The 18,667-nt window shown below is 27.9% G+C and carries 17 protein-coding genes and 1 riboswitch; of the genes, 16 read left to right on the plus strand and 1 reads right to left on the minus strand.

Translation table 11 applies throughout. The features are described 5' to 3' along the window. Window positions 1-25: 25 nt before the first annotated feature. Window positions 26-145, minus strand: a riboswitch (cyclic di-AMP (ydaO/yuaA leader). Window positions 146-249: 104 nt separating this feature from the next. Then, window positions 250-918 carry a deoxynucleoside kinase gene (locus tag EXC62_RS04965; protein ID WP_026390072.1) on the minus strand — a complete coding sequence of 223 codons (669 nt, stop codon included), beginning with the start codon at window positions 916-918 and terminating at the stop codon, window positions 250-252. A 116-nt stretch (window positions 919-1,034) separates the two neighbouring features. Here EXC62_RS04965 and EXC62_RS04970 point away from each other — a divergent pair, with 116 nt between their 5' ends. From EXC62_RS04970 to EXC62_RS05045, 16 genes are all read left to right on the plus strand, one after another. Then, the gene (locus tag EXC62_RS04970) at window positions 1,035-1,811 is read left to right on the plus strand and encodes an alpha/beta hydrolase (RefSeq protein WP_162140104.1); all 777 of its coding nucleotides are present in this window, start codon (window positions 1,035-1,037) and stop codon (window positions 1,809-1,811) included. Then, complete coding sequence (locus EXC62_RS04975) at window positions 1,808-2,272, plus strand: low molecular weight protein-tyrosine-phosphatase (RefSeq protein ID WP_035375552.1); 465 nt, start codon at window positions 1,808-1,810, stop codon at window positions 2,270-2,272. The genes EXC62_RS04970 and EXC62_RS04975 overlap by 4 nt, the downstream gene beginning before the upstream one ends. A 99-nt stretch (window positions 2,273-2,371) precedes the next feature. Continuing rightward, entirely contained in the window at window positions 2,372-3,079 is a 708-nt protein-coding gene (locus EXC62_RS04980) for an alpha/beta hydrolase (RefSeq protein ID WP_052589670.1), read from the plus strand. 107 nt (window positions 3,080-3,186) lie between these two features. Continuing rightward, window positions 3,187-4,557: an APC family permease gene (locus EXC62_RS04985; RefSeq protein ID WP_052589668.1), complete on the plus strand. Its 1,371-nt coding sequence runs from the start codon at window positions 3,187-3,189 to the stop codon at window positions 4,555-4,557. 293 nt (window positions 4,558-4,850) lie between these two features. Further along, window positions 4,851-5,582 carry a helix-turn-helix domain-containing protein gene (locus EXC62_RS04990; RefSeq protein ID WP_052589666.1) on the plus strand — a complete coding sequence of 244 codons (732 nt, stop codon included), beginning with the start codon at window positions 4,851-4,853 and terminating at the stop codon, window positions 5,580-5,582. 127 nt (window positions 5,583-5,709) lie between these two features. After that, complete coding sequence (locus EXC62_RS04995) at window positions 5,710-7,512, plus strand: DUF948 domain-containing protein (RefSeq protein WP_026390069.1); 1,803 nt, start codon at window positions 5,710-5,712, stop codon at window positions 7,510-7,512. Window positions 7,513-7,568: 56 nt separating this feature from the next. After that, window positions 7,569-8,231 (plus strand): LemA family protein, encoded by a 663-nt coding sequence (locus EXC62_RS05000; RefSeq protein WP_026390068.1) that lies wholly within the window; start codon window positions 7,569-7,571, stop codon window positions 8,229-8,231. 371 nt (window positions 8,232-8,602) lie between these two features. Next, the gene (gene uvrB / locus EXC62_RS05005) at window positions 8,603-10,561 is read left to right on the plus strand and encodes an excinuclease ABC subunit UvrB (protein ID WP_026390067.1); all 1,959 of its coding nucleotides are present in this window, start codon (window positions 8,603-8,605) and stop codon (window positions 10,559-10,561) included. Continuing rightward, window positions 10,561-11,196 carry a GDSL-type esterase/lipase family protein gene (locus EXC62_RS05010; protein ID WP_162140103.1) on the plus strand — a complete coding sequence of 212 codons (636 nt, stop codon included), beginning with the start codon at window positions 10,561-10,563 and terminating at the stop codon, window positions 11,194-11,196. The genes uvrB and EXC62_RS05010 overlap by 1 nt, the downstream gene beginning before the upstream one ends. After that, window positions 11,186-12,058, plus strand: coding sequence for a DegV family protein (locus EXC62_RS05015; RefSeq protein WP_026390065.1), 873 nt, complete (start codon window positions 11,186-11,188; stop codon window positions 12,056-12,058). The genes EXC62_RS05010 and EXC62_RS05015 overlap by 11 nt, the downstream gene beginning before the upstream one ends. 132 nt (window positions 12,059-12,190) lie before the next feature. Beyond that, complete coding sequence (locus EXC62_RS05020; protein ID WP_026390064.1) at window positions 12,191-13,528, plus strand: FAD-dependent oxidoreductase; 1,338 nt, start codon at window positions 12,191-12,193, stop codon at window positions 13,526-13,528. A gap of 143 nt (window positions 13,529-13,671) precedes the next feature. Continuing rightward, window positions 13,672-14,781, plus strand: coding sequence for an ABC transporter ATP-binding protein (locus EXC62_RS05025; protein ID WP_026390063.1), 1,110 nt, complete (start codon window positions 13,672-13,674; stop codon window positions 14,779-14,781). Continuing rightward, on the plus strand, window positions 14,774-15,607 hold the full coding sequence (locus EXC62_RS05030; protein ID WP_162140102.1) for an ABC transporter permease: 834 nt from the start codon (window positions 14,774-14,776) through the stop codon (window positions 15,605-15,607). The genes EXC62_RS05025 and EXC62_RS05030 overlap by 8 nt, the downstream gene beginning before the upstream one ends. Further along, window positions 15,604-16,467, plus strand: a complete 864-nt coding sequence (locus EXC62_RS05035; RefSeq protein ID WP_084156618.1) for an ABC transporter permease — start codon at window positions 15,604-15,606, stop codon at window positions 16,465-16,467. Before EXC62_RS05030 ends, EXC62_RS05035 begins: the two co-directional genes overlap by 4 nt. After that, window positions 16,454-17,581, plus strand: coding sequence for an extracellular solute-binding protein (locus tag EXC62_RS05040; protein ID WP_026390060.1), 1,128 nt, complete (start codon window positions 16,454-16,456; stop codon window positions 17,579-17,581). The genes EXC62_RS05035 and EXC62_RS05040 overlap by 14 nt, the downstream gene beginning before the upstream one ends. A 315-nt stretch (window positions 17,582-17,896) precedes the next feature. Next, complete coding sequence (locus tag EXC62_RS05045; protein WP_026390059.1) at window positions 17,897-18,664, plus strand: helix-turn-helix domain-containing protein; 768 nt, start codon at window positions 17,897-17,899, stop codon at window positions 18,662-18,664. Window positions 18,665-18,667 lie beyond the last annotated feature (3 nt).

Below are 18,667 nucleotides of genomic sequence, written 5' to 3' on the forward strand. Positions count from 1 at the left end.
TTTAAATAAAAAAACGCACAAAAAATGTACGCCTGGATAAATCCTATGAGGTTAGCTGTCGGGTTAGGGATTCCAAGTTTCCCTTCAATTGATTCACCCCAAATATGTTGGTTCCCCCACTCGGTTGATTCGGATATTTCTACTTTAATAATAGCATATAAAAAATATAATACAAGGCTTTAAATGCTCATAAATCTTAAAATGATTTTTAAATGTAGTTAATATGCAAAAACAGTAGTGAGAGTATGATTATTTTAGGGATTTTTTAACCTTGTTAAGTTTTTCTTTTATTATATTTAATACTTCATTACGGTCTTCAAGACTATTAACAACATCATACTTATCCATATCAATAGTAATAACATCACTAGCTTTATAAAAATTCTTTAACCAGTCACTATAACCATTCCATAATGTTTTATAATATGAAACAAGTTCAGGATCTAATTCAAATTCACGTCCACGGCTATTAATACGTTTTAAGACAGTTTCAAATGAACCAGTTAGATAAACCATCAAATCTGGAGCTTTTTGAGGTATTTCTTCAATTTCAGCCATCATATTATCTAAAAGTTTTTTATAAATTGAAAACTCTAAATCATTCATTCGACCTAAATCATAATTGATTTTAGCGAAATACCAATCTTCATATATTGATCTATCAATGACACTAAATCCTTTTTTTGAATTGTTTGCTGCATCTTTAATAGTTTCAAAACGACTATTTAAAAAATAAAGTTGAAGTAAAAATGGATATCTTTTTTCTTCAATTTCTTTTGGTGTAGCTGTATAATAAAGGGGTAAAATTGGGTTGTCATTAACACTTTCATAATACATTTTAGCATCTAAATCTTTTGCTAGAAACTCACCGAGACTTGTTTTCCCAAGTCCAATCATCCCACCGATAACAATTAACATAATATTCCTCTTCTCTATAATTACTATTCTAATTTTAGCGAAGAGATACTGAATTGTCAATTCATTTATAACAACAATCTTATGCTATAATTATAAATATAAAGGAGTGACTAAAAATGATATATCAAAAAGATTATTTTATTAATAATTCAAAAGCAACAATAATTATTGCTCATGGCATAGCAGAGCATAGTGGTAGATATGAAAAGATTGCATTGACATTAAATCAAAATGGATATGATGTTATTACATATGATCATTTAGGACATGGTAAATCACTTGGAGCACGTGGTAAAATTAGATCTTTTCATGATCATATAGATGTTTTAAATATGATTGTTAAAAAAGAAAAAACAAGAAATAATAATAAAAAAATATTTTTATTAGGTCATAGTATGGGAGGAGAAGTTGTAAATCTATATGCTGTTAAATATGGAGATGTTGATGGAATAATTAGTTCATCAGCAGCAACAAAGACACCAAGTAATGCCAAAATCTTAAGAGTAATCGGTTTTTGGTATTTAAGATGGGTTCCAATTAATACAAAAATCTTTGATAAGTTTTTAGCTAAAGATCCTAAAGTTTTAGAAAAAAATAAAAAAGATGAATTGATGCTTAGTAAAATGTATATAAGTTTAATTGGGGAGATGTTTGTTAAGGGAATAAAATATCTTAATAAGAATGTTAGTAAGTTTAAAACTCCAGTTTTATATATTCATGGAACAAGTGATGGAATTGTTGATGTAAGTGCGAGTAAAGAAATAATTGAAAAAATTTCATCAACTGATAAGACACTTAAAATCTATGAAGATGAATATCATGAAATGCTTAATGATTATAATGGCGAAAAGATATTAATTGATATTATTGAATGGGTAAATGATCGAGTATGAAAGTTTTATTTGTATGCTTAGGAAATATCTGTAGATCACCGATGGCAGAGTTTATGTTTAAGGATTTAGTTGAAAAAGAAGGATTAACTGAAAAATTTGAAATAGTTTCAAAAGCAACCTCTTCATATGAGATTGGTAATGATATGTATCCTCCTGCTAAAAGAAAACTAGTAGAAAAAAGAATTAAGTTTGATAAAAGATTTGCAAATCAGATAAAAAAAGATGATTTTCATTATTTTGATTACATTATTGGAATGGATCATCAAAATATTATTAATTTAAAAAGAATGGCTCCAAAAGAAACAGAGAATAAAATTCATTTATTGTTGGACATAAATGATGAAACAAAAAATACTGAAGTTCCCGATCCATGGTATACTGATGATTTTGAAGAAACTTATAATTTATTAAGAAATGCATTACTAAGTTGGTTAGAAAGATTTAAAAAAGAGATGCTTTAAATTTAAAGTCAGATAATACGAAAAAATACGAAAATAAAAGTTTATCTTAAAATACATATAGTATAATTATAAGAAAGAAATGAAAAAATGAGGGATATTATGGAAAATAGAATAGAAAAAGTTTATTATGATAATACTAAAAGACCAGTTTTACTTATTTTGCCAGGTGGTGGATATTTTATGACTTCTGATAGAGAAGCATATCCAATAGCAAATGAATTTTTAAGCACAGGATTTCATCAAGCAATTTTTTATTATCGTGAAGATAAAAAGAAATATCCAGAGATTCTTACTGACGCTAAAAAACATATTGAAGAATTGATGAAAGATCCATTAATAGGTGATATTCATATTATGGGATTTTCTGCAGGTGGACACTTTGCAGGGTTATTGTTAACTGAGTTTCCAGAAATGTTTAAAACAGGAATTCTATGTTATCCAGTAATTTCAACGGACAAATTAATAATGCATGAAGATTCATTCAAAAACTTGTTAAAAAACTATCCAGATGAATTAGATAAAGTATCAATTGAAAAAAATATTAAAACTAATACACCGCCAATGTATATTTGGCATACAATGGAAGATCCACTTGTTCCTTATCAAAATTCGATTGTTTTAATGGAAGCATTAAAGGAAAAGAATATTGAAGTAAAACTAAGATTATTTGACAAAGGACCACATGGTTTAGCACTTGCTAATCGATTAACAAGTTATGATGATATGAATCCATTAGAATATGAAAAACAATATAAAGAGATTCAAAAATGGATTAAAGATGCGAAAGAATGGCTATTAAACCATTAAAAACTAACATAGTTTAAACAAAATACTCTTCGACTAGTGTAAACATTTACAATTAAAAGTTTTTAATGTATAATGTTTAGAAATATTTAGAATAGAGAGTGTTAATTATGCAAAAATTAAAAAGGAAATATAACCTGGTCACAACAATCTCACTTGTTATAGGAATTGTTATGGGATCAGGTATTTTTTTAAAGAATATATCAATATCAAGAAATACGGGAGGAAATATTTTCTTATCTTCAGCAGTGTTCTTGATTATGGGTGTTATTATGATCATTTCAGCTTATACGTTTTCAATTGCAGCGAGTAAAATTGAAAAAGTTAATGGAGTAATTGATTATGTTGAGGATGCTGTTGGTCCTAAGGTTGCATATTATGTCGGTTTCTATTTTAATTTAGTTTATTTGCCAATTATTACATCAGTATTAGCTTTTTTATCAGCAAACTTTTTTAAGCAATTAATTGGTTCAAATAGTGAATATTTTAGTATATATGTTGGAATAGCTTTCTTAAGTATTTCTTTTATTATTAATATGTTTGCTCCAAAACTTGCTGGTAAATTCCAAGTATCAACAACTATTGTTAAACTTATTCCAATTGTTATTGTTGGAACTGTTGGTCTAGTAATAGGATTGAATTCTAACACAGAAGTTATTACATCAATAGGTGGAACAAAAAATGTTAAATTTTTTGATGCTTTACTAGCAGCAGCTTTCGCATATGAAGGTTGGATTGTTTCAACAACAGTTAATGCAGAAGTTGAAAATAGTAAAAAGAATCTACCTAAAGCTTTAGTAATAGGCTGTATTATCGTGATTATTTCGTTTCTAATATATAATATTGGAATTACAACACTATTAGGTTCCGATGCAATTTTGAATTCAAATAATGATCAAGCAATTGTTGAACAAGCATTTAATAATCTTTTCAATAGTCAAATTGGAGGTAAAATATTCTTATTCTTCATTACAATTAGTTGTCTTGGTGTTTTAAATGGATTAACGATGGGAGTTAGTAGAGGAATGTATTCCTTAGCTGTTAGAGGTCAAGGACCAAAACCAGAAGTATTTAAAAAATTAAACAAAAAAACTAATACATCATTAGCAAGTGGATTAGTAGCATTTATCTTAAGCTTATTATTCTTTGGATATTTTGTTTTAGCAATTATTTTCAATAAGGTATCAGGAAATATTGATGAGATTGCTATTGGATTATTATATTTTGCATATATTTTCATTTATGTAAATATAATGAAGAACTATAAAGATTTACCAGTATTCAAGAGATTTGTAATGCCAATACTTGCACTTATATCAGTAATCTTCTTATTGTTTGCATCGTTCAATGTTTTATATACTACTTTAATGAATACTGAGTTAACGATCCACCAAAGAATTCCATATATATTAATTATTATTGTTTTTGCATTTATACTTGCAAGAATATTTTATAAGAAGAAACCAATCGTTGGTGAATAGAAAAATATAAAAAATTAAAGATCAAGTGTATATATAAACACTTTAAAAGTGATGATTTAGAAAATACATTGTTTAAAAAGTTAAATAGAGGTATTAAAAATAATATCTATAACTGATAAGCAAAGTTTTTCATATAAATCATCCTTTTTTTCTAAAATCACATTAATAATCAATGTTTTGTAGATAAAATAATGATATGCAACGCTTAGTTGCCTAAAAGTAAAGTAACTTATTCTTGCTTAACATGATTTTCTTGACTATAATTAAGCTAAACAAATAAAGGGAGAGATACTATGAGCCATCCGTTTCATGAAAATTTAAGAAATTTAAGAATTAAGAACAATTTAACACAAGATGAATTAGCAAATATATTAGATGTTAGTCGTCAAGCAATTTCAAAGTGGGAAAGGGGAGAAGGTTTGCCTGATTTACATAATCTATCATTATTAGCTAAAGCACTTGGTGTTACTGTTGATGAATTGATTGGTGAACAAAAAGAAGAAAAAGCAAAAGAAACTAATCAAAGAAAATATGAAGAGAGTTTTGGACATCGTGCTGGTAACTTTTTTCAAAGACTAATTTATAAAGGAAATAACGCAACGAATAGTAAGAAAGCAAAAGAAATTAGAAAGAAACTACTAGTTTTTGGTGGAATTGGTCTTGGAGTTGGAATACTTTTAGTTATAATAGGATTTATAGGATTTGCTACTAGTGCGATGAAAAGTGTAGAAAACTTTGGTAGTGGAGCTAGTCCAGTAATATTTATGCCTGTGTTTCTTATTGGAGGTATTATTGCTAGTATTAGTGGTTACGCAATATATGCAGGATTAGCAATTGTTGTTGGTGGTGTTGCAACTAAGTTTTTAGATGAAACAACCTATTGTCCAAATTGTCATGATAAGGTTGATCATGATGAAAAAGTCTGTTCAAACTGTGGAACCAAATTAAGTAAGGTTTGTGATTGTGGAAAAGTAAATGAAGTAAGTGATACATATTGTAGAGAGTGTGGTAAAAAGTTGAATTAAGTTTCAACTTTTTTTAAAGGCAATTTAACTACTTATTTATAGTAATAAAAGATGAAAACTTGACTATTGTATTTATATGGTGCTAAAATTGATTAAAGGTTTATTAACCTTTAGTGGGAGAGGTTTTATGGGGAACGAACAAACAGAAACATATGAAGATATTTATGAACCATTAAAAGCATATAAAAATATTTATAAAGATAAGAACTACAAGTTATCTCAAGAGTATTTTGAAAACCTAGTGAATGAATCTGGTGTTAATGCAGGTGAAAACAAAATATTAAACGATAAGATTAAGAAAAAAACAAAAGAAGCAAATAATTTAAAGTCTGAAATTAATAAAAAAAATGTTCTTAAATTTATTGTTTGGTTTTTTATTATTTTATCAGTAGTGGCAGTTATTTATGGTATAGCACAAATTGTTAATAAAAATACGGATATCGTTTCAATATTAATGATTGCTATTGGAATACCAGCATTAATAATCTTGATTTATATATTAAGAAAAAAGATTAATCCTAAATTAAAAGAACTTACTGATAGTCATCAAGATTTAACAAAAAAGATTAATGAATTAATTCAAGAAGCATATCAACAATTAGAAGCACTAAATAAACTATTTACGGAAACAATGAGTTTAGAATTATTTAAGAAAACAATTCCCAATATAAACATGGATTTAGTTTTTGATAGTAGAAGACTAGATTATTTAGTTAATAAATTTGGGTTTTATGATCAAGAAGATATTAATAGATCAGCGTTATTTGTTCAATCTGGAGATATTAAAGGAAATCCTTTCTATTTAGGAAAAGAACTTGTTCATAAACTAGGCGAAAAAGCATATACAGGTGCAATTACAATCCATTGGACAACAACTTCTCGAGTTAATGGTAAAACTGTTACAAATCATCACTCACAAACATTAACTGAAACAATATATCGACCATGTCCTTATTATAATAGGGAAACTTATTTAGTTTATGGTAATGAGGCTGCACCTGATCTGATATTTAGTAGAACTGATTCAGATGCTGAAAATATGACTCAAAAGCAAATTGATAAAACAGTTGATAGAGAAATAAAAAGAATAAGTAAGAAATCTGAAAAAAGTATTTCAAAAGGTGGAGGATTTACCGTTTTAGGTAATTCAGAATTTGAAGTTTTATTTAGAGCAACAAACAGAAATAACGAAGCACAATTTAGATTATTGTTTACTCCTCTTGCTCAGCAACAATTATTAGAAATTATGAAAGATAAAGAATTAGGATATGGAGATAATTTTAATTTTATTAAACATAAGATGATTAATGCTGTATTCCCTGAACATTTAAATGATTTTGAGATTAGACCTAATCCAAATATCTTTAGAGGATATGATTTAGAAGCAATGAAATTAAATTTTTTAAATTTCCAAACAGAATATTTTAGAAAAGTTTATTTTACATTTGCTCCAATACTATCAATACCTCTTTATCAACAACATATGCCACATGAGTATATATATAAAGATTTATATGATAGTTATGTAAGTTTTTATGAACATGAATCAGTTGTTAATAAGATGAATGCTGAAGAATTTAAACATCCATTATCACAAACACCTAATATTCTAAAAACAAAAATAATTAAAAGTAATGACTATAAAGATGTTATTGAAGTAACTTCATATGGATATGAAACTGTTCCAAGAGTAGATTTTTTCACTAAAATGGGTGGAGATGGGAGATTACATACAATTCCTGTTCATTGGACTGAATATATTGCAGTATCAAGAAATACAGAGGTTTTAATAAATGTTCCAGAAGAAGAAAAAGAATTAACTTACCAAGAACGTTTTAGAAAAATTATTGAGAATGCAGAAAAACAAGGTATAGATCCAAAAGAAATGCAAAAAATCGGCTTATATTTAGCATATATATTAAAAAAGTAACAAAATGCCTAAAAAACAAGTATAATATAAATATAAATAAATAGGAGGTAAGGCAAATGGCAAACGAATTAGATGAATTAACAGGTCCAGTTAATAAGGACGGAAGAGATGTAAATGTTATTGCAAAGCAAATCCCAGTGAAGGTTGGTACTGGATCGCTTATTTTTGAAATTGTTTTATGGATATTTATTATTCCTGGAATTATTTTCCAAATTAAAAAAGTAAGTGCAAGAAACTATTTCAAATCATTACAACAAAAAATTCAACATAATGCATCACAAATTGATAACTACTTAGAACAAAGAGTTCAAATCTTACAAAACGTTGTAGGTATTGTTGAAAAATCAGTAGATTTAGATAAAGATGTTATGAAATCAGTAGCACAATTTAGAGGTGGAATTAATCCAACTGAAGAAACAAGAAATGAAGTTGCAGGACAATTAGATTCAGCAATGAGTAATGTTAGAATTGCTTTTGAAGCATATCCAGAATTAAAAGCACACCGTGCACTAGCTGATGCAATGCAACAAAACAGTTACTTACAAAAAGAAATTACTGCAGCACGTGAAGTTTATAATGATACTATTTTAAAATGGAATCAAGATATCTTTGCATGGCCAACTAAAATGATAGTTGCTGCTAAAGAAGGATATACTTCAAGAATTCCTTTTGCTGCAAGCGAAGAAACAAAACAACAAGCAAGAGCTAAGTTTTTTTAATAGTTTATAAATCGACAACCATTTATATATGGAAGTCGATTTTTATAAAATAAACCAAAATAACAAAGAGGAACTTTAGGGTTCCTTTTTAAATTAAAAACTAAAGTAGTCGATTACTTGTTATTAGGTCTAAAAAATGTTAAAATTAGGAAGATTAAAAAGATGAAAAAACAATCATTAATAGGTCTTGTTTTACATTGAAAATGATTGCTAAATAGTATCGAATTCTAACTAGTATTTAATGGTGTTTTCTATTATTTTTGTGATCCAAATTTGACACAAGTGGTGTTTTTAGGAAAAAACCGCTAAAAAGTAGTGCCGAATTTGTGGTTGGTATTAGTTATACTAACTCCGAGAGAAGAGGTGTCAAAATGTTTAAATTAGTATCTCCCTATAAACCTAGTGGTGATCAACCACAGGCAATAGAAAAATTAACTAAAAATTTTAATGATGGCTTAAAGGAGCAGATATTACTGGGTGCTACAGGTACTGGTAAGACCTTTACAATAGCTAATATTATAGAGAAAATGGGTAAGAAAACATTAGTTTTAGCCCACAATAAAACCCTTGCTGGTCAGTTATACGGCGAACTCAAGGAGATGTTCCCTGATAATAGAGTGGAATATTTCATCTCATACTATGATTATTATCAACCTGAAGCGTATGTAGTCTCTAGTGACACATATATTGAAAAAGATTCATCAATTAATGATGAAATAGATGAATTAAGACATAGTGCAACCGCATCTCTTCTTCAAAGAGATGATGTTATTGTTGTTGCATCAGTATCTTGTATTTATGGTATTGGGGATCCTGATGACTATAAAAACTCTGTTATTTTTGTTAGAGTTGGTGATGATTACGGTAGAAATTATTTTATTAATAAGCTTGTAGAACTTACATATGTTAGAAATGACATAGATTTTCAAAGAGGTACTTTTAGAGTACGTGGTGATATAGTTGAAGTTATTCCGGTTAATGAAAGAAGTGAAGGAGTTAGAGTTTCATTCTTTGGTGATGAAATTGAAACTATTGCTAAGTTTGATGTTTTAACAGGAAAAACAATAGAACAAGTAACATTTGTTTCAATTTATCCAGCAACTCACTTTATGACTAATCCTGATAAAATTAAAGAAACAATTAGAAGAATTAGAGAAGAACTAGAAGAAAGAGTTAAATATTTTAGATCAAATGATAAACTTTTAGAAGCACAACGTATTGAAATGCGAACTAAATATGATTTAGAGATGTTAGAAGAGATAGGAACATGTAGTGGTGTTGAAAACTATTCAAGACATTTATCACTTCGTGGTGAAGGAGAAACACCAGCAACACTAATCGATTTCTTTGGAGATGATTATTTATTAATTATTGATGAATCTCATGTTACAGTTCCACAAGTAAGAGGAATGTATTTTGGAGATAGATCAAGAAAAGAAAACTTAGTAAATTATGGATTTAGATTACCAAGTGCACTTGATAATAGACCTTTACAATTTGATGAATTTGAGAAAAAGAAATCAAATGTAATTTATTTATCAGCAACACCTGGTCCATATGAGTTAGAAAAACATCTTCCAGTTGTTGAACAAATTATTAGACCAACATATTTATTAGACCCAGAAATTGAAATTAGACCAAGTAGTAATCAAATGGATGATTTATATTTTGAAATTAAGAAACGTGCTGAAAATAATGAACGTGTTTTAGTAACAACTCTAACAATTAGAATGAGTGAAGAATTAACAAGTTATTTCAAGCAATTGGGATTAAAAGTTGCGTATCTACATAGTGAAATTAAATCATTAGAAAGAATTGCTATTCTGCGTGATTTAAGATTAGGTAAATATGATTGCTTAATAGGGATTAACTTATTAAGAGAAGGTCTAGATTTACCTGAGGTTTCACTTGTTGCTATATTAGATGCTGATAAGCAAGGTTTCTTAAGAAGTGAGCGAAGTTTAATTCAAACAATCGGACGTGCGGCTAGAAATCAAAATGGGCATGTAATAATGTATGCTGATACAATCTCATCAGCAATGGAATATGCAATTAATGAAACTAATCGTAGAAGAAAGATTCAAACAGAATACAATGAAAAGAATCATACTAAACCAATAACGGTAAGTAAGACTATTAAAGATAATATTTCAATTAAAGAAGAAATTATTGAAAAATATACTGAAGATAAAAAAGTTAAATTAACTAAGAAAGAAAAAGCATTCATGATTGATGATCTTGAAAAACAAATGCGTGATGCTGCTAAAAATCTTGACTTTGAAAAAGCTGCAGAACTTAGAGATTTAATTTTTGAACTTAGGAGCGAATAATGTTAGAAGCAGTTATGAAATCTGATTATGTAAGAAGTGTTAAACTCTTTGAACAAGAAAAAATCAGTGAAAGAAGTATTGTATTATTAGGAGATTCAATAATCAAGTATTGGCCTTTTGATAAGTTCTATTCAAACTTAAATATTATTAATCGCGGAATACCAGGAGATACATCACTTGGTGTTTTACAAAGATTAGAGCAAATAATTAAAATAAAACCTTCTGTTGTCATTATTAGTGTAGGATCTAATGATTTAGTAAGACTAGATTCTAACATCAATGATATAGCAAAACGTATTATTGATATTAAACACACATTGGAACGAGAAGTTGAAGATTTATCTGCATATGTGGTATCAATAACACCTGTTCTAAGAGATCATGTAGTAACTAATAAAGCATATATGCAAACTAGAACAAATGAAATGATTAATGCTATTAATAATGAACTAAAAAACTTTATTGAAGTAATTGATGTATCAAGTGCATTAAAAGATGAATCTGGTAGCTTAAAATTAGAATATACAACAGATGGATTGCATTTAACTAATCAAGGATATCAAGTTTATAGTAGAATAATAAGTGAAAGTGTTAAAGAACTAAAATATAAAGGAGATAAGAAAAATGAAGAATGAGTTTGTAATTGTTACTGATTCAACAACGGATTTACCACAAAGCATTGCTAACGAGTTAGGTTTAATAGTATTGCCTTTGAAATATAATATCGCAAATGAAACATATGCTAACTACTTAGATTATCGTGAGCAAGATGTTAAAGATTTCTATGATTTAGTAAGAAAGGGAAATCTAGCAACAACCTCACAATTAGTTCCTGAAGAATATATTGAAGCATTAAGTCCTATTTTAGAATCAGGTAAGGATGTTTTAATCTTATCGTTTTCTTCTAAACTTAGTGGCACATATAATAGTGCTAGACTTGCAACAATTGAGTTACAAGAAAAGTTCCCAGAAAGAAAGATTATTAGCTTAGATACAAAATCTGCTTCACTCGGTGAAGGTTTCTTAGTATATTTAACAGCTAAAGAAAAACAAAAAGGTTTAACAATTGAAGAAGCAGTTGAATTTGTTAATAAAACAATGCTTCATGTTGCTCATTGGTTTACTGTTGATGATATTAATCATCTAAGAAGAGGTGGAAGAATTTCTGCTGTTTCATCATTTGTTGCTAAAGCGTTAAATATTAAGCCTGTTATGCATACAGATAATGAAGGGGCTTTAATTCCACGTCAAAAAGCAGTAACAAGAAAAAGAGCAATTAAAGCTCTATTTACAAAAATGGAAGAAACTGCCCTACCTGATCAAAAAATTGTTTTTATTGGGCATGGAGATGATTTAGAAGCTGCTAAGACTTTAGAAGCATATATTAAAGAAAAATATCCTAAAGCTGAAGTCTTAATTAATACGATTGGACCAGTAATTGGTGCACATACTGGACAAGGTGTTTTAGCATTATTTTTCCTAGCAACTGAACGTTAATAATAAAAAATAGTTCTAATTTCAAACTTTTTAGAAAAGTATGCGTTTTCATAAGTGTTTCAATTGCATATTATTTATAAATATGTATAATCAAGTTATAAATTCGATTTATAAATAAAAGGAGAACTTAGAATGAAAGTAATAGTTATCGGTTGCACACATGCAGGAACAGCAGCCATTAAAAATATAAAAAAAACTAACTCAGATATTGAAGTTGTTGTTTATGAAAGAAATGATAATATTTCGTTTTTATCATGTGGAATAGCACTTTATGTTGGTGGAGTTGTGAAAGATAAAAACGGATTGTTTTATTCAAATCCTGAAGAATTACGCCAAATGGGTGTGAAAACTCATATGAAACATGATATTTTAGATATTGATTTTGATGCTAAAAAAGTGAAAGTTAAAAACTTAGAAACTAATGAAGAGTTTACTGATACATTTGATAAATTAGTATTAGCAACAGGTTCATGGCCAATTGTTCCACCAATTGAAGGAATTAAAAGTGAAAATGTACTTTTATCTAAAAACTTTAATCATGCAAATCATATTATTGATTATGCAAAAAATGTTCAAAAAATTGCTGTAATTGGTGCTGGATATATTGGGGTTGAACTTGCTGAAGCATTTGAACTACAAGGTAAAGAAGTAGTTTTAATTGATGGTGAAGATCGAATAATGCCAAAATATTTGGATGAAGAGTTCACTAAGCATGCTGAAAAAGCATTTACTGACCATGGAATTAAGCTTGCTTTAGGACAAAAAGTTAAAGGTTTTGAAACAAAAGGCAATTTAGTTACTAAAGTTGTAACAGATAAAGATGCATTTGATGTTGATATGGTAATTATGTGTATTGGTTTTAGACCAAATGCAACTCTATTTAAAGATAAACTTGCAACAACACCAAATGGTGCATTAATTGTTAATGAATATATGCAAACATCAAATAAAGATGTTTATGCATGCGGAGATTGTGCAAATATTATTTATAATCCAACACATGAAAGTAGATATATCCCACTAGCAACAAATGCTGTTAGAATGGGAACAATCGCAGGATTAAATATTGAAAAGAATCATGTTAAGTATATTGGAACACAAGGAACTTCAGGAATTCAAATCTATGATTGGTCAATTTCATCAACTGGATTAACTGAAGGAGTTGCTAAAGGAATGGATATTGATTATTTAACAGTTACTGTTAATGACAATAATCGTCCAGAATTTATGCCAACATATGATTTAGCAATGTTAAAACTAGTTTTTGACGCTAAAACTAGAAAAATACTAGGTGGTCAAATCATCTCAAAAGTTGATTTAACTGAAAAAATGAATACCTTAAGCGTATGTATTCAAAATGAAATGACTGTTGAAGAATTAGCGTTTGTTGACTTTTTCTTCCAACCACATTTTAACAAACCTTGGGGGTTATTAAACCTTGCAGGTTTAGCTGCACTTGATATAAAATAATGAAAACGAAAGTCTAATAAAAATCTATATTGTTTTTTGTTAGACTTTTATCTTTTTATAACTAATAATTGATAAAAAGATTGCATTGAATTAAAAAAAGATTATAATTAATAGGAAAATAAAAATAATGGAGGAAGCCTGATTTGGAACAGAAAGTTATTATAGAACTTTTAAATGTTACTAAACAATTCGATGAAGAAATAATAGTAGACAATTTAAACTTGAAAATTTATGAAAATGAGTTTTTAACGTTGTTAGGACCATCTGGATGTGGTAAGACAACAACGCTTCGAATGATTGGTGGATTTGAGGAAGCAAATAATGGACAAATCATAATAGAAGGAAAAGATTTTAGTGATTTACCACCATATGCCAGACCAATTAATACTGTCTTTCAAAAATATGCACTATTCCCACATCTAAATGTTATTGAGAATGTTTCATTTGGATTAAGAAACCGCAGCATTGAATATTTAACCAAATTTTACGGATTAGAAGAAACTTCTAAGAAGGAACTTAAAAAAACATTAAATGAATTAATTCAAAAGTCAGCATTAGAAGCTTTAGAACTAGTTAATTTAAAGGGCTATGAAAATAGAAAAATAAATCATTTAAGTGGTGGTCAACAACAAAGGGTTGCCCTTGCAAGAGCAATCGTTAATAAACCTAAAATTCTATTATTAGATGAACCACTTGCAGCACTTGATTTAAAGTTAAGACAAAAAATGCAATATGAATTAAAAGAAATGCAAAAAAAATTAGGAATGACCTTTATCTTTGTTACTCATGATCAAGAAGAAGCAATGACAATGAGTGATCGAATCGCTGTTATGGATAAAGGGGTTATTGTTCAACTTGGAACTCCAAAATCAATTTACAATGAACCAGTAAATAGATATGTTGCAACATTCATTGGCGAATCAAATATTATTCCTGCTAAATATTTAAAAAAAGATTTAGTAAGATTTTTAAATGTTGATTTTGAATGTATGGGATATACTTTCAAAAACAATGAAAAAGTCAATGTTGTTATAAGACCAGAAGATTTTGATGTTGTTGATTTAGATAAAGCTAAATTGACAGGAACAGTTTTATCAACAATGTTTAAGGGAGTTCATAACGAACTAATTGTTGAAGTTAAAGATGTTAAACTAAAAGTGAACACTTATGAAAATTATGTTGTAGGTGAACCAATTGGATTAAAGGTAGATCCATATGAAATACATATTATGAAGGTAGAAACAAATGAATAAGGCGTTTCGTAAGCTATCATATCCATATTTAGGATGGCTTGTTGTATTTGCAATTATTCCAATTTTTGTAATGCTTTTCTTAAGTTTTACAAGTGGAGAAGGATTAAGTTTAGAAGGTTCAAAATTATCTTTTAATTCTTTTAACCTTTTAATAGATCAAGCTACACTTGTTGCTATTAAAAATAGTTTTCTATATGCTGGAATATCAACACTAATTTCATTAGTTCTTGGTTATTTCGTTGCATATCAATTATTTAAATCAAAAATTAAAAATAAACTATTAATATTAACAATCTTTATACTTCCAATGTGGTCAAATCTTTTATTAAGAACAGAAGCATTAGGTAATATGATGGAACATAATAATATTGTTACAAGTATTTTATCAAGAGTTAATATTAATATTTCAATTGGAATAAAAGGAACACCACTTGCAGTAATAATTGGTTTAATATTTACATATCTACCTTTTGTTATTTTACCTGTTTATACTGCGTTAGAAAAAATTGAATATAATCTACAAGAAGCATCATTAGATTTAGGATTAACAGAATTTCAAACATTTTGGAAAGTTATTTTCCCACTTTCACTTAAAGGAGTTATCACAGGATCAATTCTTGTTTTCTTACCTTCATTAAGCGGTTTTGCAGTGCCAGAAATACTTGGTAAAGGAAATGTTTTATTTATTGGTAATATCATTGAACAAGCCTTTAAAAATATGAATTATAGTTTTGGTTCATTATTATCAATATTCATTATTATGTTAATTACAGCAGCACTTCTAATTGTTAATAAAGTCGATAAAGAAGGAGAGACATTGTTATGAATAAATATCCAAAAGCAACTCTCAAAGAATATGGTTATAAAGACTATAAACACCTTAAGACTATCTATAAAATATTAAGTAAAATTTTATTAGCATTAATAATTTTGATTCTTTACGCATCAATAATTTTAATTGCTATTCAATCATTTAATTCAAGTACTGATGTTAATACATTTAAATCGTTTACATTTGAATGGTATGCAAAAATGTTTAGTAATCGTTCTCTAAGAAGTGCAATCTTTAATACAATAACAGTAAGTATAGTATCAACATTACTGGCAGCAGTATTAGGAACGTTTATTTCTGTTGGGATGTATTCTCTAGCTAAAAAGAAACGCCAATTAATGATGTTATTTAACAATATTCCAGTTTTAAATGCTGATATTGTAACGGGTATTTCGTTAATGTTAATATTTTCATTATTATTACCATTATTTCCTTACATATTTGGCCCATTCACATTAATTGTTGCTCATTTATTCTTTACACTTCCATATGTAATTTTAAGTGTAATTCCTAAATTAAAAGAAATGGATCCTAATTTAATGGATGCTAGTCTTGATTTAGGTGTAAAACCTTTTAAAGGATTAATGAAAGTTATTGTTCCAAGTATTATCCCAGGAATATTTTCTGGAATGTTATTAGCATTTACAATGAGTATTGATGATTTTGTTATTAGTTACTATACAACTGGTAATGGATTTGATAATCTATCAATTTGGATTTACGGATCAATCGGTAGAAAGAGTTTAACGCCTTCAGTTTATGCATTTTCAACTTCATTAACATTAGTAACACTATCATTGATTTTAGTTTATCAATTTATTAAAGCGAGAGGTAAGAGAAATGTTAAAAAATAAAAAATTAATTATCTTTCCTTTATTTATGTTCATACTACTTATTTTATCTAGTTGTACTTCTAAAAATAAGAAGTTATTAATCCTTAATTGGGGTGAATATATTAATGATGAATTGGTTGCAAAATTTGAAGAAGAAAATGATGTTGAAGTAGTAATTAGCATTGCTGAATCAAATGAATTATTTTATTCAAAAATTAAAAGTGGAACGACAGTTTATGATTTAGTTGTACCATCAGATTATATGATTGAAAAAATGATGGAAAAAGAATTGTTACAAGAAATTGATTTTACAAAACTTACAAATTATGACCAAGAAGAAAATCCATACATGCCTGGTGTATTAAACATTCAAAAACAAATGGTTAAAGATAACGAAAAATATGCAGTTCCATATTTTTGGGGAACATTTGGTCTAATGTATAATAAACAAAAACAAGGCTTGGAACAAAGTATTATAGAGAATGGATGGAATGCATATTTTAATGATAGTTTACTTCCTGCAAATACTAGAAAAGGTATGTACAATGTTTCAAGATATGCATATGCAGCAGCAATGTACTATAACCAAACAAGTGCAAACGAGTTTAGTGATGCATTAAGCAAAAAAGCAGAAGCTGATTTAAAAGCAGCAAATATTAATGAATGGGGAACAGATTCTCTTAAAAAAGGAATTGTTGCTAATAACTTAGATTTAGCATTTGTTTATACCGGAGATTTTCTTGATATGTTATATGTTCAGTTAGATGATGGTAAAAAGTTAGAAGAAATGACTTTTGATATTCACATTCCTGAAAATACGATTGCTTTTATGGATGCATTTGTTATTCCAAAAAAAGCTAGAAATGTTGATTTGGCACATAAGTTTATTGATTTCTTCTTGGATTCTAATAATGCTCTTGCTAATGCATCTGTAGTTGGATATGCAACACCGCTTGTTAATAGTTATAATGAAATAGTTAATCCAAAAGATAATGATGATTGGTCATTATCATGGGCATATGCAAATAATAAGTACTATCCTAAAGATGAAATTAAAGGAATTCCTCTTAAGAATTTCCAACAAGATATCTTAGATAAAATAAATCAAATGGTTAATCGCGTTAAAATCAGTTAATATAAATAAAGATTATTATAAAATAAATATTTGAAGATTGGTCTTTTTCGGAGATCAATCTTTTTTATTTGAAATAAAGAATTAATAATTTTAAGCCATTTATAACTTTATTATCCATGAATATAGATTAACAGCATAATAAATTATTTTTAAATAAATATAATAACATATATTTTTTATAGTTTTTAAAGACTAAAAATGATACTATATATAATAAGGTTATGATGCAACCTAAAGTTTACATTATACAACTTCAAATTGGTTCATAAAGAATAAGAAATGTAATAAACTTTAAGTAGAAGAGAGGTATTACGTATGACTTTAGGAGAAAAAGTAACAAAACTAAGAAAAGAAAAAGCAATGACACAAGAACAATTAGCTGAAATACTTGATGTATCAAGACAATCAGTATCAAAATGGGAACAAGATATTGCTTATCCAGAAACAGATAAAATAATTAAGATAGCAAAATTGTTTGATGTTTCACTTGATTATTTACTATTAGATAGAGAAATAGATGAAAAACCAAGAAAGATAAGCTTTAGTAAAGGATTTAATTATGAATATAAAAGCAAGAAAAAGATATTAGGCATGCCACTTATTCATATTAATATTGGATTTGGTAAAGTAGCAAAAGGCTTCATATCAATTGGATTTATATCAAAAGGGATCATTTCATTAGGACTTATTTCGTTAGGTTTCTTATCAATGGGACTTTTCTCACTTGGTCTAATAAGTCTTGCAGTATTTTCGTTAGGAATTATAAGCCTAGGTGCAATATCTTTTGGAGTTATTGCAATTGGAGCAATAGCAATCGGTGTTTTTAGTATTGGAGCTGTATCCGTTGGATATTTTTCTGTTGGTGCGCTAGCTATAGGAAAGTATGGTGCTTACGGTGATACAGCAAGAGCACTTATAGCAATTGGTGATACTAAATCATTTGGATCTATGTTTAGTGGTAATTTAGAAAGTGCTAAGAATAATAAAGAGTTAATCATTAATGTTTTAGATAATGATACACCTAAACTTTTAAAGCTGTTTAAAGATTGGTTTTTAAGTATTACAGGATTATTTAGAAAGTAGGTA

It is taken from the genome of Haploplasma axanthum (assembly GCF_900660745.1).
Classification (GTDB): Bacteria; Bacillota_I; Bacilli_A; order Acholeplasmatales; family Acholeplasmataceae; genus Haploplasma; species Haploplasma axanthum.

Bases quoted from the DNA above. Each gene is read 5' to 3' on its own strand.
- EXC62_RS05000 (WP_026390068.1), top strand. From the start codon at position 7,569: ATGGCAAACGAATTAGATGAATTAACAGGTCCAGTTAATAAGGACGGA.
- EXC62_RS05010 (WP_162140103.1), top strand. From the start codon at position 10,561: ATGTTAGAAGCAGTTATGAAATCTGATTATGTAAGAAGTGTTAAACTC.
- EXC62_RS04970 (WP_162140104.1), top strand. From the start codon at position 1,035: ATGATATATCAAAAAGATTATTTTATTAATAATTCAAAAGCAACAATA.
- EXC62_RS05045 (WP_026390059.1), top strand. From the start codon at position 17,897: ATGACTTTAGGAGAAAAAGTAACAAAACTAAGAAAAGAAAAAGCAATG.
- uvrB (WP_026390067.1), top strand. From the start codon at position 8,603: ATGTTTAAATTAGTATCTCCCTATAAACCTAGTGGTGATCAACCACAG.
- EXC62_RS04990 (WP_052589666.1), top strand. From the start codon at position 4,851: ATGAGCCATCCGTTTCATGAAAATTTAAGAAATTTAAGAATTAAGAAC.
- EXC62_RS04975 (WP_035375552.1), top strand. From the start codon at position 1,808: ATGAAAGTTTTATTTGTATGCTTAGGAAATATCTGTAGATCACCGATG.
- EXC62_RS05040 (WP_026390060.1), top strand. From the start codon at position 16,454: ATGTTAAAAAATAAAAAATTAATTATCTTTCCTTTATTTATGTTCATA.
- EXC62_RS05035 (WP_084156618.1), top strand. From the start codon at position 15,604: ATGAATAAATATCCAAAAGCAACTCTCAAAGAATATGGTTATAAAGAC.
- EXC62_RS04985 (WP_052589668.1), top strand. From the start codon at position 3,187: ATGCAAAAATTAAAAAGGAAATATAACCTGGTCACAACAATCTCACTT.
- EXC62_RS04995 (WP_026390069.1), top strand. From the start codon at position 5,710: ATGGGGAACGAACAAACAGAAACATATGAAGATATTTATGAACCATTA.
- EXC62_RS05030 (WP_162140102.1), top strand. From the start codon at position 14,774: ATGAATAAGGCGTTTCGTAAGCTATCATATCCATATTTAGGATGGCTT.
- EXC62_RS05015 (WP_026390065.1), top strand. From the start codon at position 11,186: ATGAAGAATGAGTTTGTAATTGTTACTGATTCAACAACGGATTTACCA.
- EXC62_RS05020 (WP_026390064.1), top strand. From the start codon at position 12,191: ATGAAAGTAATAGTTATCGGTTGCACACATGCAGGAACAGCAGCCATT.
- EXC62_RS04980 (WP_052589670.1), top strand. From the start codon at position 2,372: ATGGAAAATAGAATAGAAAAAGTTTATTATGATAATACTAAAAGACCA.
- EXC62_RS04965 (WP_026390072.1), bottom strand. From the start codon at position 918: ATGTTAATTGTTATCGGTGGGATGATTGGACTTGGGAAAACAAGTCTC.